Source organism: Brevundimonas sp. (assembly GCF_051860745.1).
Classification (GTDB): Bacteria; Pseudomonadota; Alphaproteobacteria; order Caulobacterales; family Caulobacteraceae; genus Brevundimonas.
Map to the genome: position 1 here is coordinate 13,887 of NZ_JBHYDN010000013.1, position 20,864 is coordinate 34,750.

General features: G+C 68.6%; 19 protein-coding genes. 14 read left to right on the plus strand and 5 right to left on the minus strand.

The genetic code is table 11. The features are described 5' to 3' along the window. Window position 1 precedes the first annotated feature (1 nt). The 11 genes from nusA to ACTIEW_RS12935 all read left to right on the plus strand — a co-directional run bounded on the left by nusA (window position 2) and on the right by ACTIEW_RS12935 (window position 12,505). Window positions 2–1,768, plus strand: a complete 1,767-nt coding sequence (gene nusA, locus ACTIEW_RS12885; protein WP_439478301.1) for a transcription termination factor NusA — start codon at window positions 2–4, stop codon at window positions 1,766–1,768. 75 nt (window positions 1,769–1,843) lie between these two features. After that, on the plus strand, window positions 1,844–2,554 hold the full coding sequence (locus ACTIEW_RS12890) for an RNA-binding protein (protein WP_439478361.1): 711 nt from the start codon (window positions 1,844–1,846) through the stop codon (window positions 2,552–2,554). 82 nt (window positions 2,555–2,636) lie between these two features. Further along, on the plus strand, window positions 2,637–5,639 hold the full coding sequence (gene infB / locus ACTIEW_RS12895; protein ID WP_439478302.1) for a translation initiation factor IF-2: 3,003 nt from the start codon (window positions 2,637–2,639) through the stop codon (window positions 5,637–5,639). Between the two features lie 189 nt (window positions 5,640–5,828). After that, a complete protein-coding gene (locus ACTIEW_RS12900; protein WP_439478303.1) occupies window positions 5,829–6,341 on the plus strand; it encodes a hypothetical protein in 513 nt (170 codons plus the stop codon). 58 nt (window positions 6,342–6,399) lie between these two features. Beyond that, entirely contained in the window at window positions 6,400–7,083 is a 684-nt protein-coding gene (locus tag ACTIEW_RS12905) for a hypothetical protein (RefSeq protein WP_439478304.1), read from the plus strand. Further along, window positions 7,080–7,790 carry a DUF2459 domain-containing protein gene (locus tag ACTIEW_RS12910; RefSeq protein ID WP_439478305.1) on the plus strand — a complete coding sequence of 237 codons (711 nt, stop codon included), beginning with the start codon at window positions 7,080–7,082 and terminating at the stop codon, window positions 7,788–7,790. Before ACTIEW_RS12905 ends, ACTIEW_RS12910 begins: the two co-directional genes overlap by 4 nt. Before the next feature lie 111 nt (window positions 7,791–7,901). After that, window positions 7,902–8,372 carry a 30S ribosome-binding factor RbfA gene (gene rbfA, locus ACTIEW_RS12915; RefSeq protein ID WP_439478306.1) on the plus strand — a complete coding sequence of 157 codons (471 nt, stop codon included), beginning with the start codon at window positions 7,902–7,904 and terminating at the stop codon, window positions 8,370–8,372. Beyond that, the gene (gene truB, locus ACTIEW_RS12920; RefSeq protein ID WP_439478307.1) at window positions 8,372–9,304 is read left to right on the plus strand and encodes a tRNA pseudouridine(55) synthase TruB; all 933 of its coding nucleotides are present in this window, start codon (window positions 8,372–8,374) and stop codon (window positions 9,302–9,304) included. Before rbfA ends, truB begins: the two co-directional genes overlap by 1 nt. An 11-nt stretch (window positions 9,305–9,315) precedes the next feature. After that, the gene (rpsO, locus tag ACTIEW_RS12925) at window positions 9,316–9,585 is read left to right on the plus strand and encodes a 30S ribosomal protein S15 (protein WP_284221604.1); all 270 of its coding nucleotides are present in this window, start codon (window positions 9,316–9,318) and stop codon (window positions 9,583–9,585) included. A 233-nt stretch (window positions 9,586–9,818) separates the two neighbouring features. Beyond that, on the plus strand, window positions 9,819–12,050 hold the full coding sequence (gene pnp, locus ACTIEW_RS12930; RefSeq protein ID WP_439478308.1) for a polyribonucleotide nucleotidyltransferase: 2,232 nt from the start codon (window positions 9,819–9,821) through the stop codon (window positions 12,048–12,050). Between the two features lie 158 nt (window positions 12,051–12,208). Further along, a complete protein-coding gene (locus ACTIEW_RS12935; protein ID WP_439478309.1) occupies window positions 12,209–12,505 on the plus strand; it encodes a hypothetical protein in 297 nt (98 codons plus the stop codon). Window positions 12,506–12,533: 28 nt separating this feature from the next. Here ACTIEW_RS12935 and ACTIEW_RS12940 read toward each other — a convergent pair whose 3' ends face one another. Continuing rightward, on the minus strand, window positions 12,534–13,088 hold the full coding sequence (locus ACTIEW_RS12940) for an ActR/PrrA/RegA family redox response regulator transcription factor (protein ID WP_439478310.1): 555 nt from the start codon (window positions 13,086–13,088) through the stop codon (window positions 12,534–12,536). 70 nt (window positions 13,089–13,158) lie between these two features. Further along, window positions 13,159–14,670, minus strand: a complete 1,512-nt coding sequence (locus tag ACTIEW_RS12945; RefSeq protein ID WP_439478311.1) for an ActS/PrrB/RegB family redox-sensitive histidine kinase — start codon at window positions 14,668–14,670, stop codon at window positions 13,159–13,161. 54 nt (window positions 14,671–14,724) lie between these two features. Between ACTIEW_RS12945 and ACTIEW_RS12950 the strand changes: the two genes are divergently transcribed. After that, entirely contained in the window at window positions 14,725–15,351 is a 627-nt protein-coding gene (locus tag ACTIEW_RS12950) for an SCO family protein (RefSeq protein WP_439478312.1), read from the plus strand. A gap of 244 nt (window positions 15,352–15,595) precedes the next feature. On the opposite strand, the gene ACTIEW_RS12955 is transcribed toward ACTIEW_RS12950, so the two are convergent. After that, window positions 15,596–15,964, minus strand: a complete 369-nt coding sequence (locus ACTIEW_RS12955) for a DUF6768 family protein (protein WP_439478313.1) — start codon at window positions 15,962–15,964, stop codon at window positions 15,596–15,598. Further along, entirely contained in the window at window positions 15,964–16,515 is a 552-nt protein-coding gene (locus ACTIEW_RS12960) for an RNA polymerase sigma factor (RefSeq protein WP_439478314.1), read from the minus strand. The genes ACTIEW_RS12955 and ACTIEW_RS12960 overlap by 1 nt, the downstream gene beginning before the upstream one ends. 270 nt (window positions 16,516–16,785) lie before the next feature. On the opposite strand from ACTIEW_RS12960, the gene ACTIEW_RS12965 reads away from it, so the two are divergent. Further along, complete coding sequence (locus ACTIEW_RS12965; RefSeq protein ID WP_439478315.1) at window positions 16,786–18,066, plus strand: polyhydroxyalkanoate depolymerase; 1,281 nt, start codon at window positions 16,786–16,788, stop codon at window positions 18,064–18,066. After that, the gene (locus tag ACTIEW_RS12970; protein WP_439478316.1) at window positions 18,032–18,742 is read left to right on the plus strand and encodes a M48 family metallopeptidase; all 711 of its coding nucleotides are present in this window, start codon (window positions 18,032–18,034) and stop codon (window positions 18,740–18,742) included. The genes ACTIEW_RS12965 and ACTIEW_RS12970 overlap by 35 nt, the downstream gene beginning before the upstream one ends. Here the strand turns inward: ACTIEW_RS12970 and ACTIEW_RS12975 are convergent. After that, window positions 18,739–20,862: a PBP1A family penicillin-binding protein gene (locus ACTIEW_RS12975; RefSeq protein ID WP_439478317.1), complete on the minus strand. Its 2,124-nt coding sequence runs from the start codon at window positions 20,860–20,862 to the stop codon at window positions 18,739–18,741. The two genes, ACTIEW_RS12970 and ACTIEW_RS12975, sit on opposite strands and share 4 nt — an antisense overlap. Window positions 20,863–20,864 lie beyond the last annotated feature (2 nt).

Below are 20,864 nucleotides of genomic sequence, written 5' to 3' on the forward strand. Positions count from 1 at the left end.
CATGGCTGTAGCCGGCGTTTCCGCGAACCGACTCGAACTGCTGCAGATCGCTGACGCGGTCGCGCGCGAAAAGAACATCGACAAGGAGATTGTCGTCGAGGCGATCGAGGAGGCGATCCAGAAGGGGGCCAAGTCACGCTACGGCGCCCATCACGACATCCGCGCCAAGATCGACATCAAGTCGGGTGAAATGGCCCTGACGCGTCACGTCACCATTGTGGCCGACGACTGGCAGCCGGAAGACGAGCTGGAAGAGTTCAACGACAGCGCCATGGTGCGCCTGACCGACGCCTCCAAGCGCGATCCGGAAGCCTTCGTCGGCAAGGAATACGTCGAGAACCTGCCGCCGTTCGAGTTCGGCCGGGTGCAGACCCAGATGGCCCGTCAGGTCGTGACCGGAAAGGTCCGCGACGCCGAGCGCGCCAACCAGTACGAAGAGTTCAAGGACCGCGTCGGCGAGATCGTCAACGGCACCGTCAAGCGCGTCGAATACGGCAACACCGTCGTCGACCTGGGCCGGGGTGAGGGCATCATGCGCCGCAACGACTCGATCCCGCGCGAGGTGTTCAACATTGGCGACCGGATCCGCACCTACATCTATGACGTCCGCGCCGAGGCCAAGGGCCCGCAGGTCATGCTGTCGCGCTCGCACCCGGGCTTCATGGCCAAGCTGTTCGCCCAGGAAGTGCCCGAGGTCTATGACGGCGTGATCGAGATCCGCGCCGCCGCCCGCGACGCCGGCTCGCGCGCCAAAATGGCCGTGCTGTCCAACGACTCCTCCATCGATCCGGTCGGCGCCTGCGTCGGCATGCGCGGCTCGCGGGTTCAGGCGGTCGTCGCCGAACTGCAGGGCGAGAAGATCGACATCATCCAGTGGAACAACGACGAGCCCACCTTCATCGTCAACGCCCTGGCGCCGGCTGAAGTCTCCAAGGTCGTGCTCGACGAAGAGGCCGACCGCGTCGAGGTCGTGGTGCCGGACGAGCAGCTGTCGCTGGCCATCGGCCGCCGCGGCCAGAACGTCCGTCTCGCCAGCCAGCTGACCGGCTGGCAGATCGACATCATCACCGAGAGCCAGGACTCCGAGCGCCGCCAGCGCGAGTTCAGCGAGCGCACCGCCCTGTTCCAGGAAGCCCTGGACGTCGACGAGGTCATCGCCCAACTGCTGGTCACCGAAGGCTTCGCCACGGTCGAGGATCTGGCCTTCGTCGAACCCTATGAAATCTCCGACATCGAGGGCTTTGACGAGGACACGGCCGAGGAGCTGCAGGCCCGCGCCCGCGACTTCCTCGACAAACAGGCGGCCGTGCTGGACGCGAAGCGCGTCGAGCTGGGCGTGCTGGACGAGGTGATGGCCGTTCCGGGCGTCACCGGCGCCATCGCCGTCGCCCTGGGCGAGGGCGGAGTGAAGTCCGTCGAGGACCTGGCCGATCTGGCCACCGACGAAATCCGCGGCGGTTATGAGGTCAAGAACGGCGAACGGACCAAGGTCCCGGGCGTTCTGGAAAGCTTCAACCTGGCCCAGGAAGAGGCCGAAATGCTGATCCTGCAGGCCCGGGTCGCGGCCGGCTGGATCGACGCCTCGGAACTGCCGCAGCCGCCGGAGCCGGAATACGAGGAAGAACTGGCCGAGGGCGAATACGACGCCGACGCCGTCTTCGCCGCCGCGCCGGAAGGCGACGAGGGTGAAGCCGCCGCCGCCGAAGGCGACGACGACGACGACGCGGAGGTCCTCGCCGAGGACTCCGAACAAACCCCCGACGCGTGATGGAAAGCCGGATCGTTCATGAGTCTGCGCGAAGCGACATTTCCTCCCCCTAAGGGGGAGGGGGACCGCAAGGCGGTGGAGGGGGTTGAGACCACCCCCGCCGGTCGGGAGAGTGCGGGCGGACGGTCCGCCCTTCGGGGCGATAGAGAACGACGCGACCTGGTCACCCACCAGGTCATGGACGAATCTCGCCTGATCCGCTTCGTCGCCGCTCCGGACGGTTCGGTCGCCCCCGATCTGGCGCGCAAGCTGCCGGGCCGCGGCCTCTGGGTCGCGGCGGACCGCGCCTCCATCGAGGCGGCGGTGAAGAAGAACCTGTTCTCGCGCGCCGCCAAGGCGCCGATGAAGCCGGCCGCCGACCTGGCGGACACGGTCGAAAACCTGCTGTTCCGCCGCTGTCTGGACCAGTTGGGGCTTGCCCGGCGCGAGGGCGTGCTTATCTCCGGCTTCGAGAAATCCCTGGCCAACGTGCGGTCGGGCAAGACCGCCTGGATCATCGAGGCGGCGGACGGGTCCGCCGACGGCCGCGGCAAGCTGCTTTCGCTGGCGAAACACATGACGCCGCCCCCGAAAGTCTGCGGCGTCTTCACGGCGGACGATTTGAGTTTGGCCCTTGGGCTGGAAAATGCGATACACGCCGTCCTGCTTGAGGGCGGGCGGGCCGATCGCTGGACCATAGAGGTCGAACGACTGGCGGGATTTCGACCGCTTCTGCCCCCGGAGTGGGGCGGTGAGCCGGCTGAGGCCCCGAATAAGGTTTTGGACGGGCGGGGTTCTGCTCCCTGATTTGGGGGCAGGGCGACGCGCGGCTTTTTGTGTTTGAACGAGACGACGGCGGATCACCCGCCGTCCCCAGTAAAGCGACCGGATGACTGACGAGAACGACAAGACCAACGACGGCGCACCGCAAGCTCCGACCGGGACACCGTCCCAGACGGGTCCGCGCGCGCCGCTGAGCCTGAAGCCCCGGCAGGCGGGATCGGTTTCGACCGGCACCGTGCGCCAGAGCTTCAGCCACGGCCGCACCAAGACCGTGGTGGTCGAGACCAAGCGCCGCGCCGGCGCCGTGCCGGGCCATCAACGCCCGCAGGGCTTTGACGTCGCCGCACGTCCTCGCACCGATGCGCCCGCGCCCCAGGCGCCGCGTCCGGCCGCGCCAGCCGGTCCCGCCGGCGGCCGCCTGTCGAACGAGGAACAGGAAGCCCGCCGCCGCGCCATCGAACTGGCGACCCAGGCCCAGGCCCAGCGCGCCGAGACCGCCGCCGCCGAACAGGCGCGCCGCGATCAGGCCGCGCATGAACAGGCCGCCGCCACGGCCCAGGCCGCCAACGCCGCCCAGGCTGAAGCCGCCGCCGCCCGCGTCGCCGCCGAGGCCGCCCGCGCCGAAGCCGCCAAGCTGACTGCCGCCGCGCCCGCTCCGGCCCCGACCAAGCGCGCTCCGGCCGCCGCCCCAGCTCCGACGCCCGCACCTGAGGCGCCGGCAACGCCCGCCCCGGTTCCGGTCGAGGCCGCCGCTCCGGCTCTCGCGGCGCCGGCCCGTCCGGCCCCGCCGGCGCGCCCCGTGGTCAATTTCGGCCAGCGCGTGCCCAAGGCCCCCAACCCCGCCCGCGCCCCCGCCGGCCCGGCCTTCGGGGGTCGTTCGGCCCGTGAAGAAGCCATGGGCGGCGGCGAGCGCGCCTATTCCGACCGTCCCGCCGCTCCGGCCCGACCGACCGGCCGGCCGGCCGAGCCGGTCCGCTATTCGGCCCTGACTCCGCGCCCTGCGCCGGGCGCCGCCCGTCCGGGTCCGCGCACCGGCCCCGGCGGCCGTCCGACCCCGAACGCGCCCCCGGCACAGGCCGAGGTCGCCCGTCCGAGCCGCGCGCCCGGTGGCGGTTTCGCCCGTCCGCTGAAGCCCGAAGACGATCGCGACAAGCGTTTCTCGGACGCCGGCAAGGCCGTCAGCCGCACCCGCGGCGAGCCCAAGCGCCGCGAAGGCCGCCTGACCATCCAGTCCGTCGCCGGCGATGGCGACACGGCCGAGCGGATGCGTTCGCTGGCCTCGGTCCGCCGCGCTCGCGAACGCGAGAAGGAAAAGCGCAAGGGCGGCTCCACCGATGCGCCGAACCGTCCGCGCGAGGTCGTCATCCCTGACGTCATCACCGTGCAGGAGCTGTCCAACCGGATGGCCGTGCGCGGCGTCGACATCATCAAATTCCTGATGAAGCAGGGCCTGATGATGAAGATCAACGACGTCATCGACACCGACACCGCTGAACTGGTGGCCGACGAGTTCGGCATGACCGTGCGCCGCGTGTCGGAATCCGACGTCGAGGCCGGCTTCCTGTCCGACGCGATCGACGACGAGGCGGTCACGCCCCGCGCGCCGGTCGTGGCCATCATGGGCCACGTCGACCACGGCAAGACCTCGCTGCTGGACGCCCTGCGCACCACCGACGTCGCTTCGGGCGAGGCCGGCGGCATCACCCAGCACATCGGCGCCTATCAGGTCCGCCTGCCCAACGACGACCGCGTCACCTTCCTGGACACGCCCGGCCACGCCGCCTTCTCGGCGATGCGGGCGCGCGGGGCCAATGTGACCGACATCGTGGTTCTGGTCGTGGCCGCCGACGACGGCGTCATGCCCCAGACGATCGAGGCCATCCAGCACGCCAAGGCGGCCAACGCCCCGATCATCGTGGCGGTCAACAAGATCGACAAGCCGGACGCCAATCCGCTCAAGGTCGTCAACGAACTGCTGCAATACGAAGTCATCGCCGAGAGCCTGGGCGGCGATACCCAGATCATCGAGGTCTCGGCCAAGAACCGCACCAATCTGGACGGCCTGATCGACGCCATCCTGGTGCAGGCCGAAATGATGGACCTCAAGGCCGATCCGGAACGCTCCTCAGAAGGCGTGGTCATCGAGGCCAAGCTGGACAAGGGCCGCGGTCCCGTCGCCACCGTTCTGGTCAAGCGCGGCACCCTGCGCCGCGGCGACATCGTCGTGGCCGGTTCTGCCTGGGGCAAGGTTCGCGCCCTGCTCAACGAGCGCAACGAACAGCTGACCGAAGCCGGTCCGTCGGTTCCGGTCGAGATCCTCGGCCTGAACGAAGCGCCCAGCCCGGGCGAGCCCCTCGCCGTCGTGGAAACCGAAGCCCGCGCCCGCGAGCTAACCGAATACCGCGACCGCGTGAAGCGCGAGAAGGCCACGGGCGGCATCAACCAGGTCTCGCTGGTCGACATGATGTCCAAGCTGCAATCCAAGAAGGTCTCGGAGCTGCCGGTCATCATCAAGGCCGACGTCCAGGGTTCGGCCGAAGCCATCGTCGGCTCGCTCGACAAGATGGGCAACGAAGAGGTCCGCGCGCGCACCGTCATGTCGGGCGCCGGCGGCATCACCGAGAGCGACGTCCAGCTGGCCAAGTCGGCCGGCGCGCCGATCCTCGGCTTCAACGTCCGCGCCTCGAAACAGGCCCGCGACCTCGCCGAGCGTGAGGGCGTCGAGATCCGCTACTATGCGATCATCTACGACCTGCTCGACGACATAAAGGGCGTGCTCTCCGGCATGCTGGCCCCGCTGCAACGGGAAACCTTCCTGGGCAATGCGGCGGTGCTGCAGGTGTTCGACATCTCCAAGACCGGCAAGATCGCCGGCTGCCGGGTGTCCGAGGGCGTGGTCCGCAAGGGCGCCAAGGTCCGGATCATCCGCGACGACGTCGTGGTTCTGGAACTGGGCACCCTTACGACGCTCAAACGCTTCAAGGACGAGGTCAACGAGGTCCCGTCGGGCCAGGAGTGCGGCATGCATTTCCAGGGCTTCCAGGACATCAAGGCCGGCGACTACATCGAGTGCTTCACCGTCGAAGAGATCAAGCGCACGCTGGACTAGGTTCTCCCTCCCCCAAAGTGGGGAGGGTGGTCGCGAAGCGACCGGGTGGGGAATTTCGAAGCCGGGCTCCGCCGCTGCGGAGCTGGCGTTCCCCACCCGGGCTCGGCTACGCCTCGCCGTCCCTCCCCATGAAGGGGAGGGAGACGCGATGCCGTCATTCCGCCCCATCCTCTGTGGATGAGTTTCCCCATGCGTCCTTCCCTGATCTCCCTGCTCGCCTTCTCCGCCGTCGCCGGACCGGCCGCGGCCGAGACGCGCTACCTGGCTTACGACGCCTCGGACCGGGTCACCCAGGCGATGACGCGCGGCATCACGCTGGAAGCCGACCGCGGCCTGTTCGGCGCGATCAGCGTGCGGCGCATCATCTCCACCTCAAACCGCGGCTCGGCCGACATCCGGCGCGGCGGTCCCGACGCCGTACGGCAGGCCCTGCCCGCCGGCTCGCGGGAAACCTCGGTCTATACGATCACGCCGGAAGGCGGGGGTCGGGGCCTGAGCCGGGCCCTGTGTCCCGGCGCGGAAGAGGCCTGGATGGTGCTGGGCCGCGTCCGGCTTGGCCGGCCCATGACCGTTCACGCGGTCGGGCGCTGGCCGGACGGCGGTTACCGGCACTGTGTCAGACTGTCCTACAACTGGCGCGGCGAGTGGACCTTGCCGCCCGCGAGCGGCTCCGGCGACGACGCCGGCGCGCCCACTCCCTGAAGCACCTGTGGCGCGATAGTCATTCCCGCCGTCACACACCCCCGCTAAGGTTGCGGCCATGACGGTCGCCGAGATCCGCCGCACCGCCCCGCGCCAGACGGGATTGAAGGGCCTGGCCGGCGCACTGGCCTTCCTGTGCCTGGTGCTGTTCCTGCTGGCCATCGAACAGAAGCATGCCGTAGCCGCCTGGGGGACGATCCGTGACGAGGCGGCCCCGGCGGCCGGGCGCGTGGCGGACTGGGCGGGACGACTGGTCTCCGGCGAAGGCGACGGCATCACGAGTCTCAAGGCCGTCCTCGCCGACGACGGCAACCCGCTGGTCGCCGCATCGACCGACGCGGTGCTCGCCGGCGAGTTCGGTCCGGCGGACGAGGCCGCCCGGGCGGCTCTCGGCGGCGCGACCTTCGCCGGCGCCATGGTGCGGTTCGACACGGGCGACAGCTTCCGGACCACCCCTCTGCGGATCGCTGCCGGACGCGAGCATTTCGTCTTCGGCCAGACCTTCGCCGACCGGCTGGAGGCTCCCGCCGACGCCCAGATCGAGCTGCGCCGGATCATTCCCATTACGCGCGGCGAGCCGGTGAAGCCCTCGGCGCTGTGCGGCGGCGAGACGCCGGACATGATCGCCCTGCTGCATCGTCGCGACCGCGTCGATCTGATGCTGTTCCGCGCCCCGGCCCGGCCGGGACCGGATGCGCCGGTCGCGACCCTGTGCGGCGCCTGGCGGCTCAAGGCCCGATGAAGCGACGCTCCAGCGGATCAGGCCTCGGACCGCTCGTCGCCGCCACGGCGCTCGGCGCGGGTGCCGCCCTGTGGACCTGGACCGCGCCCGGCGATCCCGCCCTGTTTCCGGCGGCGGCGCCCGAACCGGGCGTCGAGGTGCATGTGCTGGACAACGGCTTCCACACCGATCTGGCCGTGCCCCGCGCGTCGCTCGAGGCGCGGACCGGACCGCTGGCCGAGGCCGTGCGCAGCCTGCCCCCCGGCGACTGGATCCTGATCGGCTGGGGCGACGCCAGATTCTATGTCGACCAGAGCCCGATGACCGACCGCCTGCCCGACGGGGCGCGGGCCTTCTTCCGCCCCGGCAACGCCTCGGTGATCATGCTCGACCCGGCTCAGCGCGATCCCCGCGATCTGGTCGCCGCCGACCACCGCCGCTCGCTGCGTCTCTCCGCCGCCGGGTTCGATGCCATGGCCAACCACATCGAGGCCTCTCTGGACCTCGCGGACGGTCGGGCCCGCATCGCCGCCGCCCGCGCCGGAGACGACGCCCGCTTCTTCGCCAGCCATGAGCATTTCTGGATCGGACGGCTCTGCAACCACTGGAGCGCCGGCGTCCTCAACGCCGCCGGCCTCCCCGCCAGACCGCTGCGCGCCATCACCTCATCCGAGGTCATGGCCACGATCGAGCGGGTGCAATTGGACACGGCGGCCCCGCGGGACTAGACCCCGCGCTCTTTCAATTTCGCCGCACTCGAAAGGTCATGCCTTTCCGACCCGACGCGGCGTCGCTTTTTCCAGACCGGGTCCGATCCCCGGCGGGCGACAGGAGATCCCATGAGCAACCGCAAACCCAAGAAGCCCGCCGCCAAGGCAGGCACCGTCAGCCAGCGCCAGCTGCGCGCCTCGGAAATGATCCGCCACGCCCTCGTCGAGGTCATGCGCGAGAATGAGATCCGCGACCCGGCCCTGGTCGGCGTATCCGTCACCGTCACCGAGGTGCGGCTGTCGCCTGACCTGAAACACGCCACCTGTTTCGTCGAGCCGCTGGGCGCCGGCGTCGAGACTGCGCCGGTCGCCGGCCATATCGACGAGATCGTCAAGGCGCTGAACGCGCACGCGAAATTCCTGCGCGGCGCGCTGGGGCGGCATATCGAGATGCGCTTCACCCCCGACCTGCGCTTCCGCCACGACGAGAGCTTCGCCGCCGCCGAGCGGCTGAACCGCCTGCTCGACGACCCCCGCGTGCGCGCCGACGTCTATGTCTCGCCGTTCGAAGACGACGACAAAGAGGACGGTCAGGCCTGATGGGCCGTCGCAAGAAGGGCGAGATCGTCAACGGCTGGGTCTGTCTCGACAAGCCGTTCGGCATGGGCTCGACCGAAGCCGTCTCGAAGGTCCGCCGCCTGTTCGACGCCCAGAAGGCGGGCCACGCCGGCACGCTGGACCCGCTGGCCTCCGGCATCCTTCCCATCGCCCTCGGCGAAGCCACAAAGACTGTCGCGTTCATGATGGAGGCGCAGAAGGTCTATCGTTTCACCATCAACTGGGGGATTTCGACCGACAGCCTCGACCGCGAGGGCGAGATCGTCGCCCGCTCGGACGTGCGGCCCGACGTCGAGGCGGTCCGCGCGGCGTTGGAGGCCTTCGTCGGCGAGATCGATCAGGTCCCGCCGCAGTTCAGCGCCATCAAGGTCGACGGCCAGCGGGCCTATGACCTCGCCCGCGAGGGTGCCGAGTTCGAACTGGCCAGCCGCCGGGTGATGATCCACGAGGCCGCGGTCAGCGACGCCCCGGACGCCGATCACATCGAGCTTGTGATCCGAACCGGCAAGGGCGTCTATGTGCGGTCGCTGGCGCGCGATCTGGCCACGGTTCTCGGCGCCGAGGGGCATGTTTCGGCCCTGCGGCGCGAGCGGGTTGGACCGTTCTCGACAGAAAACGCCGTGTCGCTGGATTTCCTGACCGATCTGGTGCATAGGGACGCCGCCTCGGAAGGCTTGCTTCCCGTCGCGACCGCCCTGGACGACATCCCGGAGCTGGCCGTGACGGATCAGGACGCCTTCTCGCTTCGTCAGGGACGACCGATCGTTCTGCTCCCCAGACAGGTCGAAACGCTCAAGAGCCGCCTTCGGGACGGCTCCAGAACTGTTTCAGCCTTTCAGGGTCAGACCCTCGTCGCTCTCGGTCAGTTGCGGGCCGGCCGGCTGGAACCCGACCGCGTTTTTAACCTCCAATAAGGAGTCACCCGATGTCGATTACGCCCGAGCGTAAGAACGAAGTCATCACCGAGAACGCCCGCTCCGCCGGCGACACCGGTTCGGCCGAGGTCCAGGTCGCGATCCTTTCGGAACGCATCGCCAACCTCACCGACCACTTCAAGACCCACAAGAAGGACAACCACTCGCGTCGCGGCCTGCTCAAGATGGTCTCGCAGCGTCGTCGCCTTCTGGACCACCTCTCCAAGGTCGATCGCGAGCGCTACACGGCGCTGATCGGCAAGCTGAACCTGCGCCGCTAGGCGCGGAACGCGGATGAGATTTGGGGCGCGGGCCATGTCCGCGCCTCTTTCCGCATCCAGAGACCGGCGCGCCGCCGGACCGACCGGCGCATGACGCGAGGGCCATACCGGTCCTCTTTTCCCGGGCTTCCGCGATGGCGCGGACGCCCATGGACCGAAGGACTGAACGCCCGACGCTCCACCCACTGATGGGACCCCGTGCGGAATCCGCCCGCGGGATATGAAAGACAAATATGTTCGATATCAAACGCAAGACGATCGACTGGGCCGGCCGCCCGCTGACGCTGGAAACCGGCCGTATCGCCCGTCAGGCCGACGGCGCCGTGCTGGCGACCTACGGCGAGACCGTGGTTCTGGCCACCGTCGTCTACGGCCGCGCGCCCAAGCCGGGCCTGGATTTCTTCCCGCTGACCGTCAACTACCAGGAAAAGACCTTCGCCGCCGGCAAGATCCCGGGCGGCTATTTCAAGCGTGAAGGCCGTCCGACCGAGAAGGAGACCCTCGTCTCCCGCCTGATCGACCGCCCGATCCGCCCGCTGTTCGTCAAGGGCTTCAAGAACGAGACCCAGGTCGTCGTCACCGTGCTGCAGCACGACATGGAGAACGACCCGGACGTCGTCGGCCTGGTCGCCGCCTCGGCCGCCCTGACCATCTCGGGCGTGCCCTTCATGGGCCCGATCGGCGCCGCACGCGTCGGCTATATCGACGGCGAATACGTCCTGAACCCGACGCTTGACCAGATGCCGACCAGCCAGCTCGACCTCGTCGTCGCCGGCACCCAGGACGCCCTGATGATGGTCGAATCCGAAGCCAAGGAGCTGTCGGAAGACATCATGCTGAACGCCCTGATGTTCGCGCATCGTGGCATGCAGCCGGTGATCGAGGCCATCATCGAAATGGCCGAGCACGCCGCCAAGGAGCCCTTCGACTTCCAGGCCGACGACGTCTCCGACATCGTCGCCAAGATCCAGAAGATGGTCGGCAAGGACATCAAGGCCGCCTACACCCACGCCGGCAAATACGAGCGCCGCTCGGGCGTCGACACGGCCAAGAAGGCCGCCGCCGCCAAGATGGTGAAGACCGACGAGAACCCGGACGGCGTCGAGTCCGCCCGGTTCGGCGTCGCCTTCAAGGAATGCGAAGCCCACGTCCTGCGCCGCGACATCATCGACAACGGCCACCGCGTCGATGGCCGCGCCCTCGACAAGGTCCGCGACATTGTCTCCGAAGTCGGCGTCTTCCCGCGCACCCACGGCTCGGCCCTGTTCACCCGCGGTGAGACCCAGGCCATCGTGGTCGCCACCCTCGGCACCGGCGAGGACGAGCAATACGTCGACGCCCTGAGCGGGACCTACAAGGAGAAGTTCCTTCTCCACTACAACTTCCCTCCCTATTCGGTCGGCGAGACCGGTCGGATGGGCGGCGCGGGCCGTCGGGAAATCGGTCACGGCAAGCTGGCCTGGCGGGCGATCCGTCCCATGCTGCCGTCGTCGGAAGACTTCCCCTACACCATCCGTCTGGTGTCGGAGATCACCGAGTCCAACGGTTCGTCCTCGATGGCCACGGTCTGTGGTTCGTCGCTGGCGCTGATGGATGCGGGCGTGCCGCTGGTTCGTCCAGTCTCGGGCATCGCCATGGGTCTGATCCTCGAGCCCTCGGGCGAGTTCGCCATCCTGTCCGACATCCTGGGTGACGAAGATCACCTCGGCGACATGGACTTCAAGGTGGCCGGCACGCGCGAAGGCATCACCTCGCTGCAGATGGACATCAAGGTCGCGGGCATCACCGAAGAGATCATGCGCAAGGCGATCGCCCAGGCTTCGGCCGGCCGTCTGCACATCCTCGACGAGATGGACAAGGCCATCGACGGCGCCCGCTCGGAACTGGGCGAGTACGCGCCCAAGATCGAGTCGATCAAGGTTCCGACCGACAAGATCCGCGACATCATCGGCACCGGCGGCAAGATCATCCGCGAGATCGTCGAAAAGACCGGCGCCAAGATCAACATCGACGACGACGGCACGGTCAAGATCGCCGCCTCGGACCAGGAAAAGATCGACGCCGCCAAGGCCTGGATCCAGTCCATCGTCTCCGAGCCCGAGCCCGGCATGATCTATTCGGGCAAGGTCGTGAAGGTCGTCGACTTCGGCGCCTTCGTGAACTTCTTCGGCGCCAAGGACGGCCTGGTCCACGTGTCCCAGATCAGCCTGGAACGCGTCGCCAACCCGGCCGACGTCCTGACCGAAGGCCAGGACGTCAAGGTCAAGTTCCTCGGCATGGACGATCGCGGCAAGACCAAGCTGTCGATGAAGGTTGTCGACCAGACCACCGGCGAGGACATCACCGACAAGATCAACGCCGAACGCGCCGAACGCGGCGAGCCGGCCCTGTCGGACGACACCGGCGGCCGTCCCAAGCGTGAAGGCGGCGGTGGCGATCGCGACCGTGGCCGCAGCCGTCGCTAACCAGCGGCGTCCGGTCTGAATTGAAGAGGGCCCCGGTGGAAACACCGGGGCCCTTTTCGCTGGCTCCGGCCGGGATTCCGCTTGCGGCCTGACGTTGCCGATTTGCGAAATTCGCCCGATTGGTCTTCTATGTGTTTCGAAATTTCCAGGAGAGTCCCTTGGTGTCCCCCGTCCTGTTGTTTGCCTCCCTCGCCCTTGTGCAGCAGACCCCCGCCCCTGCGCAGGCCCCGACCACCGTCCAGCCCGCGGCTGCGGTCGCCTCGCTCGAGACTGTAGAGGTGCAGGCGCAGCCCGAGCGGTCGCCGATCACCCAGGTCTGCCGCACCGAGCCGGTGACCGGATCACGCTTCGGCCGAAGGGTTTGCCGCAGCAGCGTGGAAACCGCCGACGAGCGCCGCGACAGCCAGGAGATGCTGCGCCGGATGCAGGGCTCACGCATGCCGGACGGCCTCTGACCTAAACGGCCGCCGGCAGGGGCGCCGTTTACCGCGGCGCCCGCTTGGCCAGGATCCGCTGCAGCGTCCGGCGGTGCATGCCCAGACGCCGCGCCGTCTCCGAGACATTGTGGTCGCACAGCTCATAGACCCGCTGGATATGCTCCCAGCGCACCCGGTCGGCGCTCATCGGATTGTCGGGCGGCTCGGGGGCCTCGCCAGTGGCCAGCAGGGCCTTGACCACGTCGTCGGCGTCAGCGGGCTTCTGCAGATAGTCGACGGCTCCAGCCTTGACCGCCGCCACGGCCGTGGCGATGGCTCCGTAGCCGGTCAGCATGACGATGCGGGCGTCCGCGCGCCGGTCGCGAATGGCCTCGACCACCTTCAGCCCGTTGCCATCCTCCAGCCGCATGTCCAGCACGGCGAACGCAGGAACCGAAGTCTTCAGCGTCTCGAAGGCCTCAGCCAGCGACGCCGCGAGGGTGACTTCGAACCCCCGGCTCTCCAGCGCGCGCCCCAGCCGGGTGCGCAGGGCGTTTTCATCGTCGAGCACCAGCAGGGTCTTGTCCGCAAGGGCGGCGATCCGGTCTTCAGCTTCGGGCATCGGAGTTCTCCTGGGGGCTCAAGTCGGTAACGGCGGGCCTGCGGTCAAGGTTCACAATGAGGGTGCGACATCACGACGACACCTCCAGCGCGGGCCGCGGCCAGCGCACGGCGACCCGTGCGCCTTTCGCCACCCCCTTGGTTGGCGCCTGCCCTCCGTCGCCGGGGCCGACGAAGACCTTACCGCCGGTCCGTTCCAGCAGGGTCCGGGCGATGAAGAAGCCCAGGCCCATGCCGCCCTGGCTGGGGGCGATGGTTTCGGGGACGGGCTCGGACTTTGTCGCCTTCTTCCCTTTCCGGCCCGGCGTGGCGGCGGCGACCGAGGCGGCGATCTGGGCCGACAGGGCCCGGCGCGCCTTGCCCTGGGGCCGGCTGGTCACATAGGGCTCGCCGAGGCGGGGCAGGATGTCGGCGGGGAAGCCGGGGCCGTCGTCCACAACCTCGATCTCGATGAAGCCGGCGTCGACGATGGCCCGCACCCGCACCTTCGCCGCGGCGAAGTCGGCGGCGTTCTCGACCAGGGTCGACAGTCCGTGCACCACCTCGGGCAGGCGACGGACGCGGGGCTCGGGCTCTCCTGAAGCCGTGCGAACCGAAACCTCGAACTCCAGGTCGAAGCCGCGGTGCGGCTCCACCACCTCTTCCAGCAGCGCCTTCAAGCCCACCTCGGCGAAGGCCGACTGACCCTCCTCGGGCGCCTGCGACAGGCGTTTGAGGATGTCGCGGCAGCGTTCGGCCTGCTGCAGGATCAGGGCGGCGTCCTCGGCGGCCGGGCCGTCCCGTGGCGAGGCGCGCAGCAGTTCCTTGGCCACCACCTGAATGGTCGCCAGCGGCGTGCCCAGCTCATGCGCCGCCGCCGCCGCCAACCCTCCGAGGGCCGCCAGCCGTTGCTCACGTTGCAGCACGTCCTGCGTCGTGGCCAGGGCCAGCTCCAGCTTCTCGGCGTCCGCGGCCACCCGCCAGGCATAGGCCGAGGTGAAGATCACCCCAGTCACCAGCGCCAGGCCGATGCCGAACTTGTAGAGCGGCGGCAGGTTCAGCTCGGTCCCCGCCTGCCATGGCAGCGGCAGGGAGACGAAAAACAGGCTGATCGTCGCGCCCAGCACCAGCAGCCCCATCAGCGCCGCCTGCCGCCCCGGCAACGACGCCGCCGCCACCGTCACCGGCGCGACCAGCAGCAGGCAGAAGGGATTCTGCAATCCGCCCGTCAGCCCCAGCAGGACCGACAGCTGCAGAATGTCGAATCCGAGGTGCGCCGCCGTTAGCCCCCCATCGGGCAGGGAGCCGTCGCTGCGCTTCAGTCGGGCGGTGGCGTTCAGGTTCATCGCCACACTGGCGGCGATGGCGGCCAGACAGCCCCACAGCGGCAGGTCGAAATGGAAATAGAGGGTGGCGATCCCGATCGTGGCGCTCTGCCCCGCTATGGCCATCCAGCGCAGGATGACGAGGGTGCGCAGGGACAGGCCCCGGCTGCGACGCGGCAGGTTCCGCCAGCCGGGGAAGCGGCCCGGATCGTACGGCGCGAACTGCGACGGGGACTGCGGCGTCAGCTGCGGCTTTTGGGGCTCTTGGGACAGGCTCACGCCTCTTCTATAGACTGGACACGCGCGGGCGTGCGCGTTTTCAAGGGGACCGTGATGCCGCGCCGATCCATCCTGCTGTTTGCCGGTGCCTGTATCGCCATCGCCGCCGTTCTTGCGGTCGGAACCATCGTGGTGGTGAACGGCCGCGACGACGTCGGATCGGCCTCGCGCCAGATCGGCTCCACAGGTCAGCCCGACGTCGGCGGTCCGTTCCAGCTGGTGAACCAGGACGGTCAGGCCGTCGACCAGACCCTGCTGAACGGCCAATGGTCGCTGGTCTTCTTCGGCTTCACATATTGCCCGGACTACTGCCCCACCACCCTCGGGATGCTCGAGGCGACCAAGCGGGCCCTGGGCGACCGGGCCGACGACGTCCAGATCGTCTTCATCTCCGTCGACCCCGAGCGCGACACGCCCCAGGCGCTGAAGGACTATCTGTCCTCGGACGGCTTTCCCGAGGGCGTCATCGGCCTGACCGGCACGCCGGCCCAGGTCCGGGCCGCCGCCGACGCCTGGCGCGCTGTGTACGAAAAGGTCGGCGAGGGCGAGGCCTATACGATGAACCACTCGCTGACGATCTATCTGATGGGGCCGGACGGCCGGTTCCGCAGCGCCCTCGGCCACGATCTGGGGCCGGCGAACTCCGCCCGGATCATCGAACAGGCCATGGCGCGGGGGTAGGAACCAACCCTTGTCATCCCGGACGCCGCGAACGCGGCGATCCGGGACGCTTGGGCTCAGGAATTTTCAACCTCCCGGAAGCTGCGTCAGCAGCTATCCGGGAGACAGGTCAGGGTGCGGCGCGGCGGCCGCCCGTCTCCCGGACAATCGCAGGCGATTTCCGGGAGCTCTTGCGCAAGGAACCCTGCCGTCCCGGATCGCCGCGTTCGCGGCGTCCGGGATGACAAAATCCGAAGCGAACATCCTAACCCTTCCGCCCCACCGCTGCCTGAAGCTGGAGCCGCTTCAGTTCGCGCATCAGCCTGTTGGCCTGGAGCTCCGGCATCATGCCCAGTTTGATGATCAGGGACGACAGCACCAGCACGGCCGCCGGGAGTCCCCAATGCAGGGCCGACAAGGGCGTCTCGGCCTCGAAGAACCGCCATCCCGCCCACAGACCGCTGACGAACAACGCCGCCTGCACCACCATCATAACGACATTGACCCAGCCGTTCGGACCTCCGAGCAGGCCGAAAGCCTGGCCGAAAAACCCCGGCTCACGGGCCGTCTCGCGGAACAGCGCCCTTTCCTCGTCGTTCAGGGCTTCCTCGATCATCCGGTCGATATCCTGCATCACACGTCTCCTTCCAGAACCGCGCGCAAGGTGCGGCGGGCATGCATCAGGCGGGTTTTCACCGTGCCCGCCGGCACGTTCAGGGCGACCGCCGTCTCGGCGACGCTCAGATCCTCGAGATAGAACAGGCCGACCGCGGCCCGCTGCGCCTCCGGCAGGGTGGCGAGCGCGGCCCGCAGCCGCCGGGCGGCGACGGGGTCGGTCGTCTCCGGCGCCTCCGCCTCGATCACGGGCTCGATCGCGACGGCTGCGGTCAGGTTGCGGTCCCGGCGTCGTCCTCCGATCTGGCGGGCGCAGCTGCGCGTCACGATCTGATAGGCCCAGGCCGGAAAGGCGCGCTCGTCAAGCAACCGCCCGAGTCCGCGGACGATCTCGACCCAGCCGTCCTGGGCGGCCTCCCGCGCCAGGTCGACGTCGCCGGTCAGACGCCAGGCATGCGCCAGCAGCTTCCTGCCCCAACGCCGGGCCAGCAGGTCGAACGCCTTGCGATCACCGGTGCGCGCGGACGCGACCAGATACTCGTCAAGAAGCTGCTCCCTGGTCCTCTCCATCGTCGGCTCGCCCCGTTTCGTATGAGAGGTGCGGACAAGTCGTCAGGCGGTTCAAGGAAATCGTGCGGGTTGGCATTCCTCCCCCATCGGGGGAGGGGGACCGCGTAGCGGTGGAGGGGCGCCAACCCAAGAAAGCGGCGCTTGTATCGGACGCCCCTCCACCACCCTTCGGGCGGTCCCCCGCCCCGATGGAGAGGAATAAATCTTTTTGCAGTGCGATGCGTTCTATGGTGCTCTGCCGCGTAACGGTCGGGCCGTATCAAGGATTCCATGCTCTATTCGCTTCACGAGCTCGCCTATCACTCGGCGACGCCGTTCCGGTTCGGGGCCCAGATGGCCCGCCAGTTCTGGACCTCTCCCTTCAATCCGGCGTCGGACACCGCGATCGGCCGCACGGCCTTCGCCTCGGCCGAGCTGTTCGAGAGCGTGACGCGCCGTTACGGCAAGCCCGCCTGGGGTCTTGAGACGATCACCATCGGCGACAGGCCGGTGCGGACCACCGAACAGGTGATCTGGTCCTCGCCCTGGTGCCGGCTGGTGCGGTTTGCCCGCCACCTCGGCGACCTGAAACGCGCGGGCAAGCCGACCTCGGCGCCGGCCGTACTGATCGTGGCGCCCCTGTCGGGCCACTACGCCACCCTGCTGCGCGGTACGGTCGAGGGCTTCCTGCAGGACCACGACGTCTATGTCACCGACTGGGTCAACGCCCGTCAGGTGCCGATGCTGGAGGGCCGGTTCGACTTCTTCGACTACATCGACCACGTCCGCACCATGCTGGGCGTGATCGGTCCTCGCGCCCACGTCATCGGCGTCTGTCAGCCCGGACCGCCGGTGCTGGCCGCCTGCGCCCTGATGGCCGAGGACAATGACCCCAACCGGCCCGCCTCCATGACCTTCATGGGCTCGCCGATCGACGCCCGCCTGTCGCCGACGGTGACCAACCAATTGGCCGAGGCCAAGCCTTTCACCTGGTTCCGGTCGAACATGATCCACACCGCGCCGTGGCCCTATCCGGGCTTCGGCCGGCGCGTCTATCCGGGCTTCGTCCAGCTCTACAGCTTCATGTCGATGAACGAGGACAAGCACGTCGACGCCCATCGTGATTATTTCGGCCATCTGGTTTCGGGCGACGGCGACGGGGCCCAGAAGCACGAGGAATTCTACGACGAGTACCTGTCCGTGCTGGACCTGACCGAGGAATTCTACCTCCAGACCATCGACATCGTGTTCCAGCAGCATCTGCTGGCGCGCGGCCTGCTGGAGCATCGCGGGCGCAAGGTCGACCTGACCGGCATCACCGACATCGGCCTGATGACGGTCGAGGGCGGACACGATGACATCTCCGGCGTCGGCCAGACCCAGGCCGCCCACACCCTGTGCACCGGCCTGCCGGACGCCAGGCGGGTGCTGTATGTTCACCCCGATGTCGGCCACTATGGCGTCTTCAACGGACGCCGCTTCCGCGACGACATCTATCCGCGGGTGCGCGACTTCATCGCGAAGAACGAGGCCATGAGTGCAGTACCGGAACGGGCAGCGGCTGCCGCTTGAGGGTCTGACAGCCCGGCTGTCGGTCAATCCCCGCGCGCGCAGGCTATCGATCCGCATCGACGCCCGCGCCGGCGAGGCGGTGCTGATCGCCCCGTCCGAGCGTAAACTGGCCGATGTCGTCGCCTTCGCCCGCACCAAGGCCTCGTGGATGCGGGAACGGCTGGCCGAACGCCCGCACGGTACGCCGCTGGAGCCCGGCGCCGCGGTCCACCTGTTCGGAAAGCCGACCCGGCTTGTCGCCACGGGCGGCGCCGGCGCGGCGCGCCTGACCGAAGACGCCGACGGCCCGCTGATCGCCTCCGGCGGCGAGGGCGAAGCCTATGCGCGTCGGGTGGAAAACCTGTTCAAAAGGGTCGCGAGAGAAACGCTCCAGACCCGAACCGATTTCCATCTTCGCACCCTGGGTCAGCGCCCGGTGAAGATGTCGATCGCCGATCCGAAATCGCGTTGGGGCTCGTGCAGCCCGCACAATCGCTCGATCCGCTACAGCTGGCGCGTGGTCATGGCCCCGCCCGCGATCATCGACTATCTGGCCGCCCATGAGGTGGCCCATCTGGTCCACGCCGACCACAGCCCGGCCTATTGGGCCGTGGTGCAGCGGCTGATCGGCGACCACCGCCCGCACCGCAAATGGCTGCGTGAAAACGGCCCGGCGCTCCACGCCGTTGGCCGCTAGAAGAACAGCGGCTCGGCCTTCTTCTCAGGCGGCGGGGTCGGTTCAGGCCGCTGGTCCGGCGGATCGCGCTGGGGCTGGGGCGCGGTCGGGCGCACCACGGCCGGCCCGGGCTCGTTGCGGCGCGGCGGAGCCGGCTGGCGTGGAAGCGGCTCCAGCAGGGATTCGTCCAGCGGATCGACCTCTGCGCCGCCCGGCGGACTGTCGCCGAACAGGTCGCCGATGCGGCCGATCAGGCTTTCGACCGGGTTTGGCGGCTGCCAGCCCTCGGGCATGGCCGGACCATTGGGAATGGCCGGGGCGTTCAGGCGCGGCAGGGCCGCCTCCATGAAGCTGCGCCAGATGGCGGCCGGCGACGAACCGCCGGTGACGCCGCGCATGGCGGTGTTGTCGTCCTTGCCGACCCAGACGGCGGTGACGAAGCCGCCCGTGTAGCCGACGAACCAGGCGTCCTTGTAGTCGGAAGTCGTGCCGGTTTTGCCGGCCGTGTCGCGCCCGGCGATCGCCGCCGACCGGCCGGTGCCCGAGATCATCACCCCGCGTAGCATCTGGTTCATATAGTACAGATATGGGTTCGAAATGGCCTGGATCGGCCCGTCGGCGCGCGACGCCCGCTGATAGATGACCCGGCCCTGCGGCGTCCGGATGCGGCTGATGCCATAGGCCTGGACGCGTTTGCCGCCATTGGCGAAGGCGTCATAGGCCTGGGCCATCTCCAGCGGCGAAACCTCGACCGCGCCCAGCGCCATGGCCGGCTCCAGGCCGATCCGCGAGCTCACGCCGAGCCGCCGAGCCGTGCGGGCGACATTGTCGCGGCCGATCTGGTCGGCCATGCCGGCGGCGATGGTGTTGGTCGACTGGGCCACGGCGTTGGCCATGGTCATCTCGCCCGCGAACGAACCCGAATAGTTGCGCGGCGACCAGTTGCCGATGCGGATCGGCGCGTCATTGACCCGCGTCTCGGGTGTGTAGCCGCTCTCCAGCGCCGTCAGATAGACGAACGGCTTCCACGCCGAGCCGGCCTGGCGGCGAGCGTCCGTGGCCCGGTTGAACTGGCTGTCGGCATAGGAGGCGCCGCCGATCATGGCGCGCACCCGGCCCTCGCCGTCCAGCGCCACCAGAGCCGCCTGCTGCACGCCCTTGGACCGGTCGCGGTCGAGGATGCGGCGCACCGACCGCTCGGCCTGGGTCTGCAGGGTCAGGTCGAGCGTGGTCTCGACGATCATGTCCTCGGTCGGTTCGCCGACCAGTTCGCGGATCTGCTTGTCCAGCCAGTCGATGAAATACTGGGCGTGCTGGGTGGCCAGGGTGCGCGAGACGCGGACCGGTTCGGTCACGGCGGCCGCGCGCTGTTCCGGCGTGATGACGCCGGCGTCGACCATTTCGTTGAGCACGACGGTCGCCCGCGTGGCGGCGCGCTCGCTCTCGGACACGGGCGAATAGCGCGACGGGGCCTTCAGCAGGCCGGCCAGAAGGGCGGCCTCGCCGACGGTGAGGTCCTTGGCGCCCTTGTCGAAATAGCGCTGCGAGGCCGCCTCGATGCCATAGGCGCCGGCGCCGAAATAGACGCGGTTCAGATAGAGGGCAAGGATCTCCTGTTTGGAGAATTTCATCTCCAGCCAGACCGCCAGCATCAGCTCCTGGACCTTGCGCTTCATGTTCTGGTCCGGCGACAAAAACAGGTTCTTGGCCAGCTGCTGGGTCAGGGTCGAACCGCCCTGGACTACGCGCCCCGCGCGCATATTGGCGGCCATGGCCCGGGTCATGCCGATCGGGTCAAAGCCCGGGTGATGATAGAAGCGCCGGTCCTCGATGGCGATGAAGGCCGCGGGCACATAGTCGGGCAGGGCGTCCAGATCGGCTGGCGGAGCCTGCTGGGTGCCGCGCACGGCGATCAGGGCCCCGTTGCGGTCCAGATAGGTGATCGAGGGCTGGCGATCGACATTGTACAGGGTCGAGGTGTCGGGCAGATCGCGCGCGAACACCGCGAAGAAGACCACCAGGAAGATGGCCCCCCAGACGGCCAGAACGGCGCTCCAGTACATGACGCGCTGCCACGGCGTGCGCGCCGATTTCGGGCCCGCGCCGCCGCTGCGTCCGAAGTTGAAGCCGGAACCCGCCATCA

Coding starts and splice junctions, on each gene's coding strand:
- nusA (WP_439478301.1), top strand. CDS start 2: ATGGCTGTAGCCGGCGTTTCCGCGAACCGACTCGAACTGCTGCAGATC.
- infB (WP_439478302.1), top strand. CDS start 2,637: ATGACTGACGAGAACGACAAGACCAACGACGGCGCACCGCAAGCTCCG.
- ACTIEW_RS12900 (WP_439478303.1), top strand. CDS start 5,829: ATGCGTCCTTCCCTGATCTCCCTGCTCGCCTTCTCCGCCGTCGCCGGA.
- ACTIEW_RS12905 (WP_439478304.1), top strand. CDS start 6,400: ATGACGGTCGCCGAGATCCGCCGCACCGCCCCGCGCCAGACGGGATTG.
- ACTIEW_RS12910 (WP_439478305.1), top strand. CDS start 7,080: ATGAAGCGACGCTCCAGCGGATCAGGCCTCGGACCGCTCGTCGCCGCC.
- rbfA (WP_439478306.1), top strand. CDS start 7,902: ATGAGCAACCGCAAACCCAAGAAGCCCGCCGCCAAGGCAGGCACCGTC.
- truB (WP_439478307.1), top strand. CDS start 8,372: ATGGGCCGTCGCAAGAAGGGCGAGATCGTCAACGGCTGGGTCTGTCTC.
- rpsO (WP_284221604.1), top strand. CDS start 9,316: ATGTCGATTACGCCCGAGCGTAAGAACGAAGTCATCACCGAGAACGCC.
- pnp (WP_439478308.1), top strand. CDS start 9,819: ATGTTCGATATCAAACGCAAGACGATCGACTGGGCCGGCCGCCCGCTG.
- ACTIEW_RS12940 (WP_439478310.1), bottom strand. CDS start 13,088: ATGCCCGAAGCTGAAGACCGGATCGCCGCCCTTGCGGACAAGACCCTG.
- ACTIEW_RS12950 (WP_439478312.1), top strand. CDS start 14,725: ATGCCGCGCCGATCCATCCTGCTGTTTGCCGGTGCCTGTATCGCCATC.
- ACTIEW_RS12955 (WP_439478313.1), bottom strand. CDS start 15,964: ATGCAGGATATCGACCGGATGATCGAGGAAGCCCTGAACGACGAGGAA.
- ACTIEW_RS12960 (WP_439478314.1), bottom strand. CDS start 16,515: ATGGAGAGGACCAGGGAGCAGCTTCTTGACGAGTATCTGGTCGCGTCC.
- ACTIEW_RS12965 (WP_439478315.1), top strand. CDS start 16,786: ATGCTCTATTCGCTTCACGAGCTCGCCTATCACTCGGCGACGCCGTTC.
- ACTIEW_RS12975 (WP_439478317.1), bottom strand. CDS start 20,862: ATGGCGGGTTCCGGCTTCAACTTCGGACGCAGCGGCGGCGCGGGCCCG.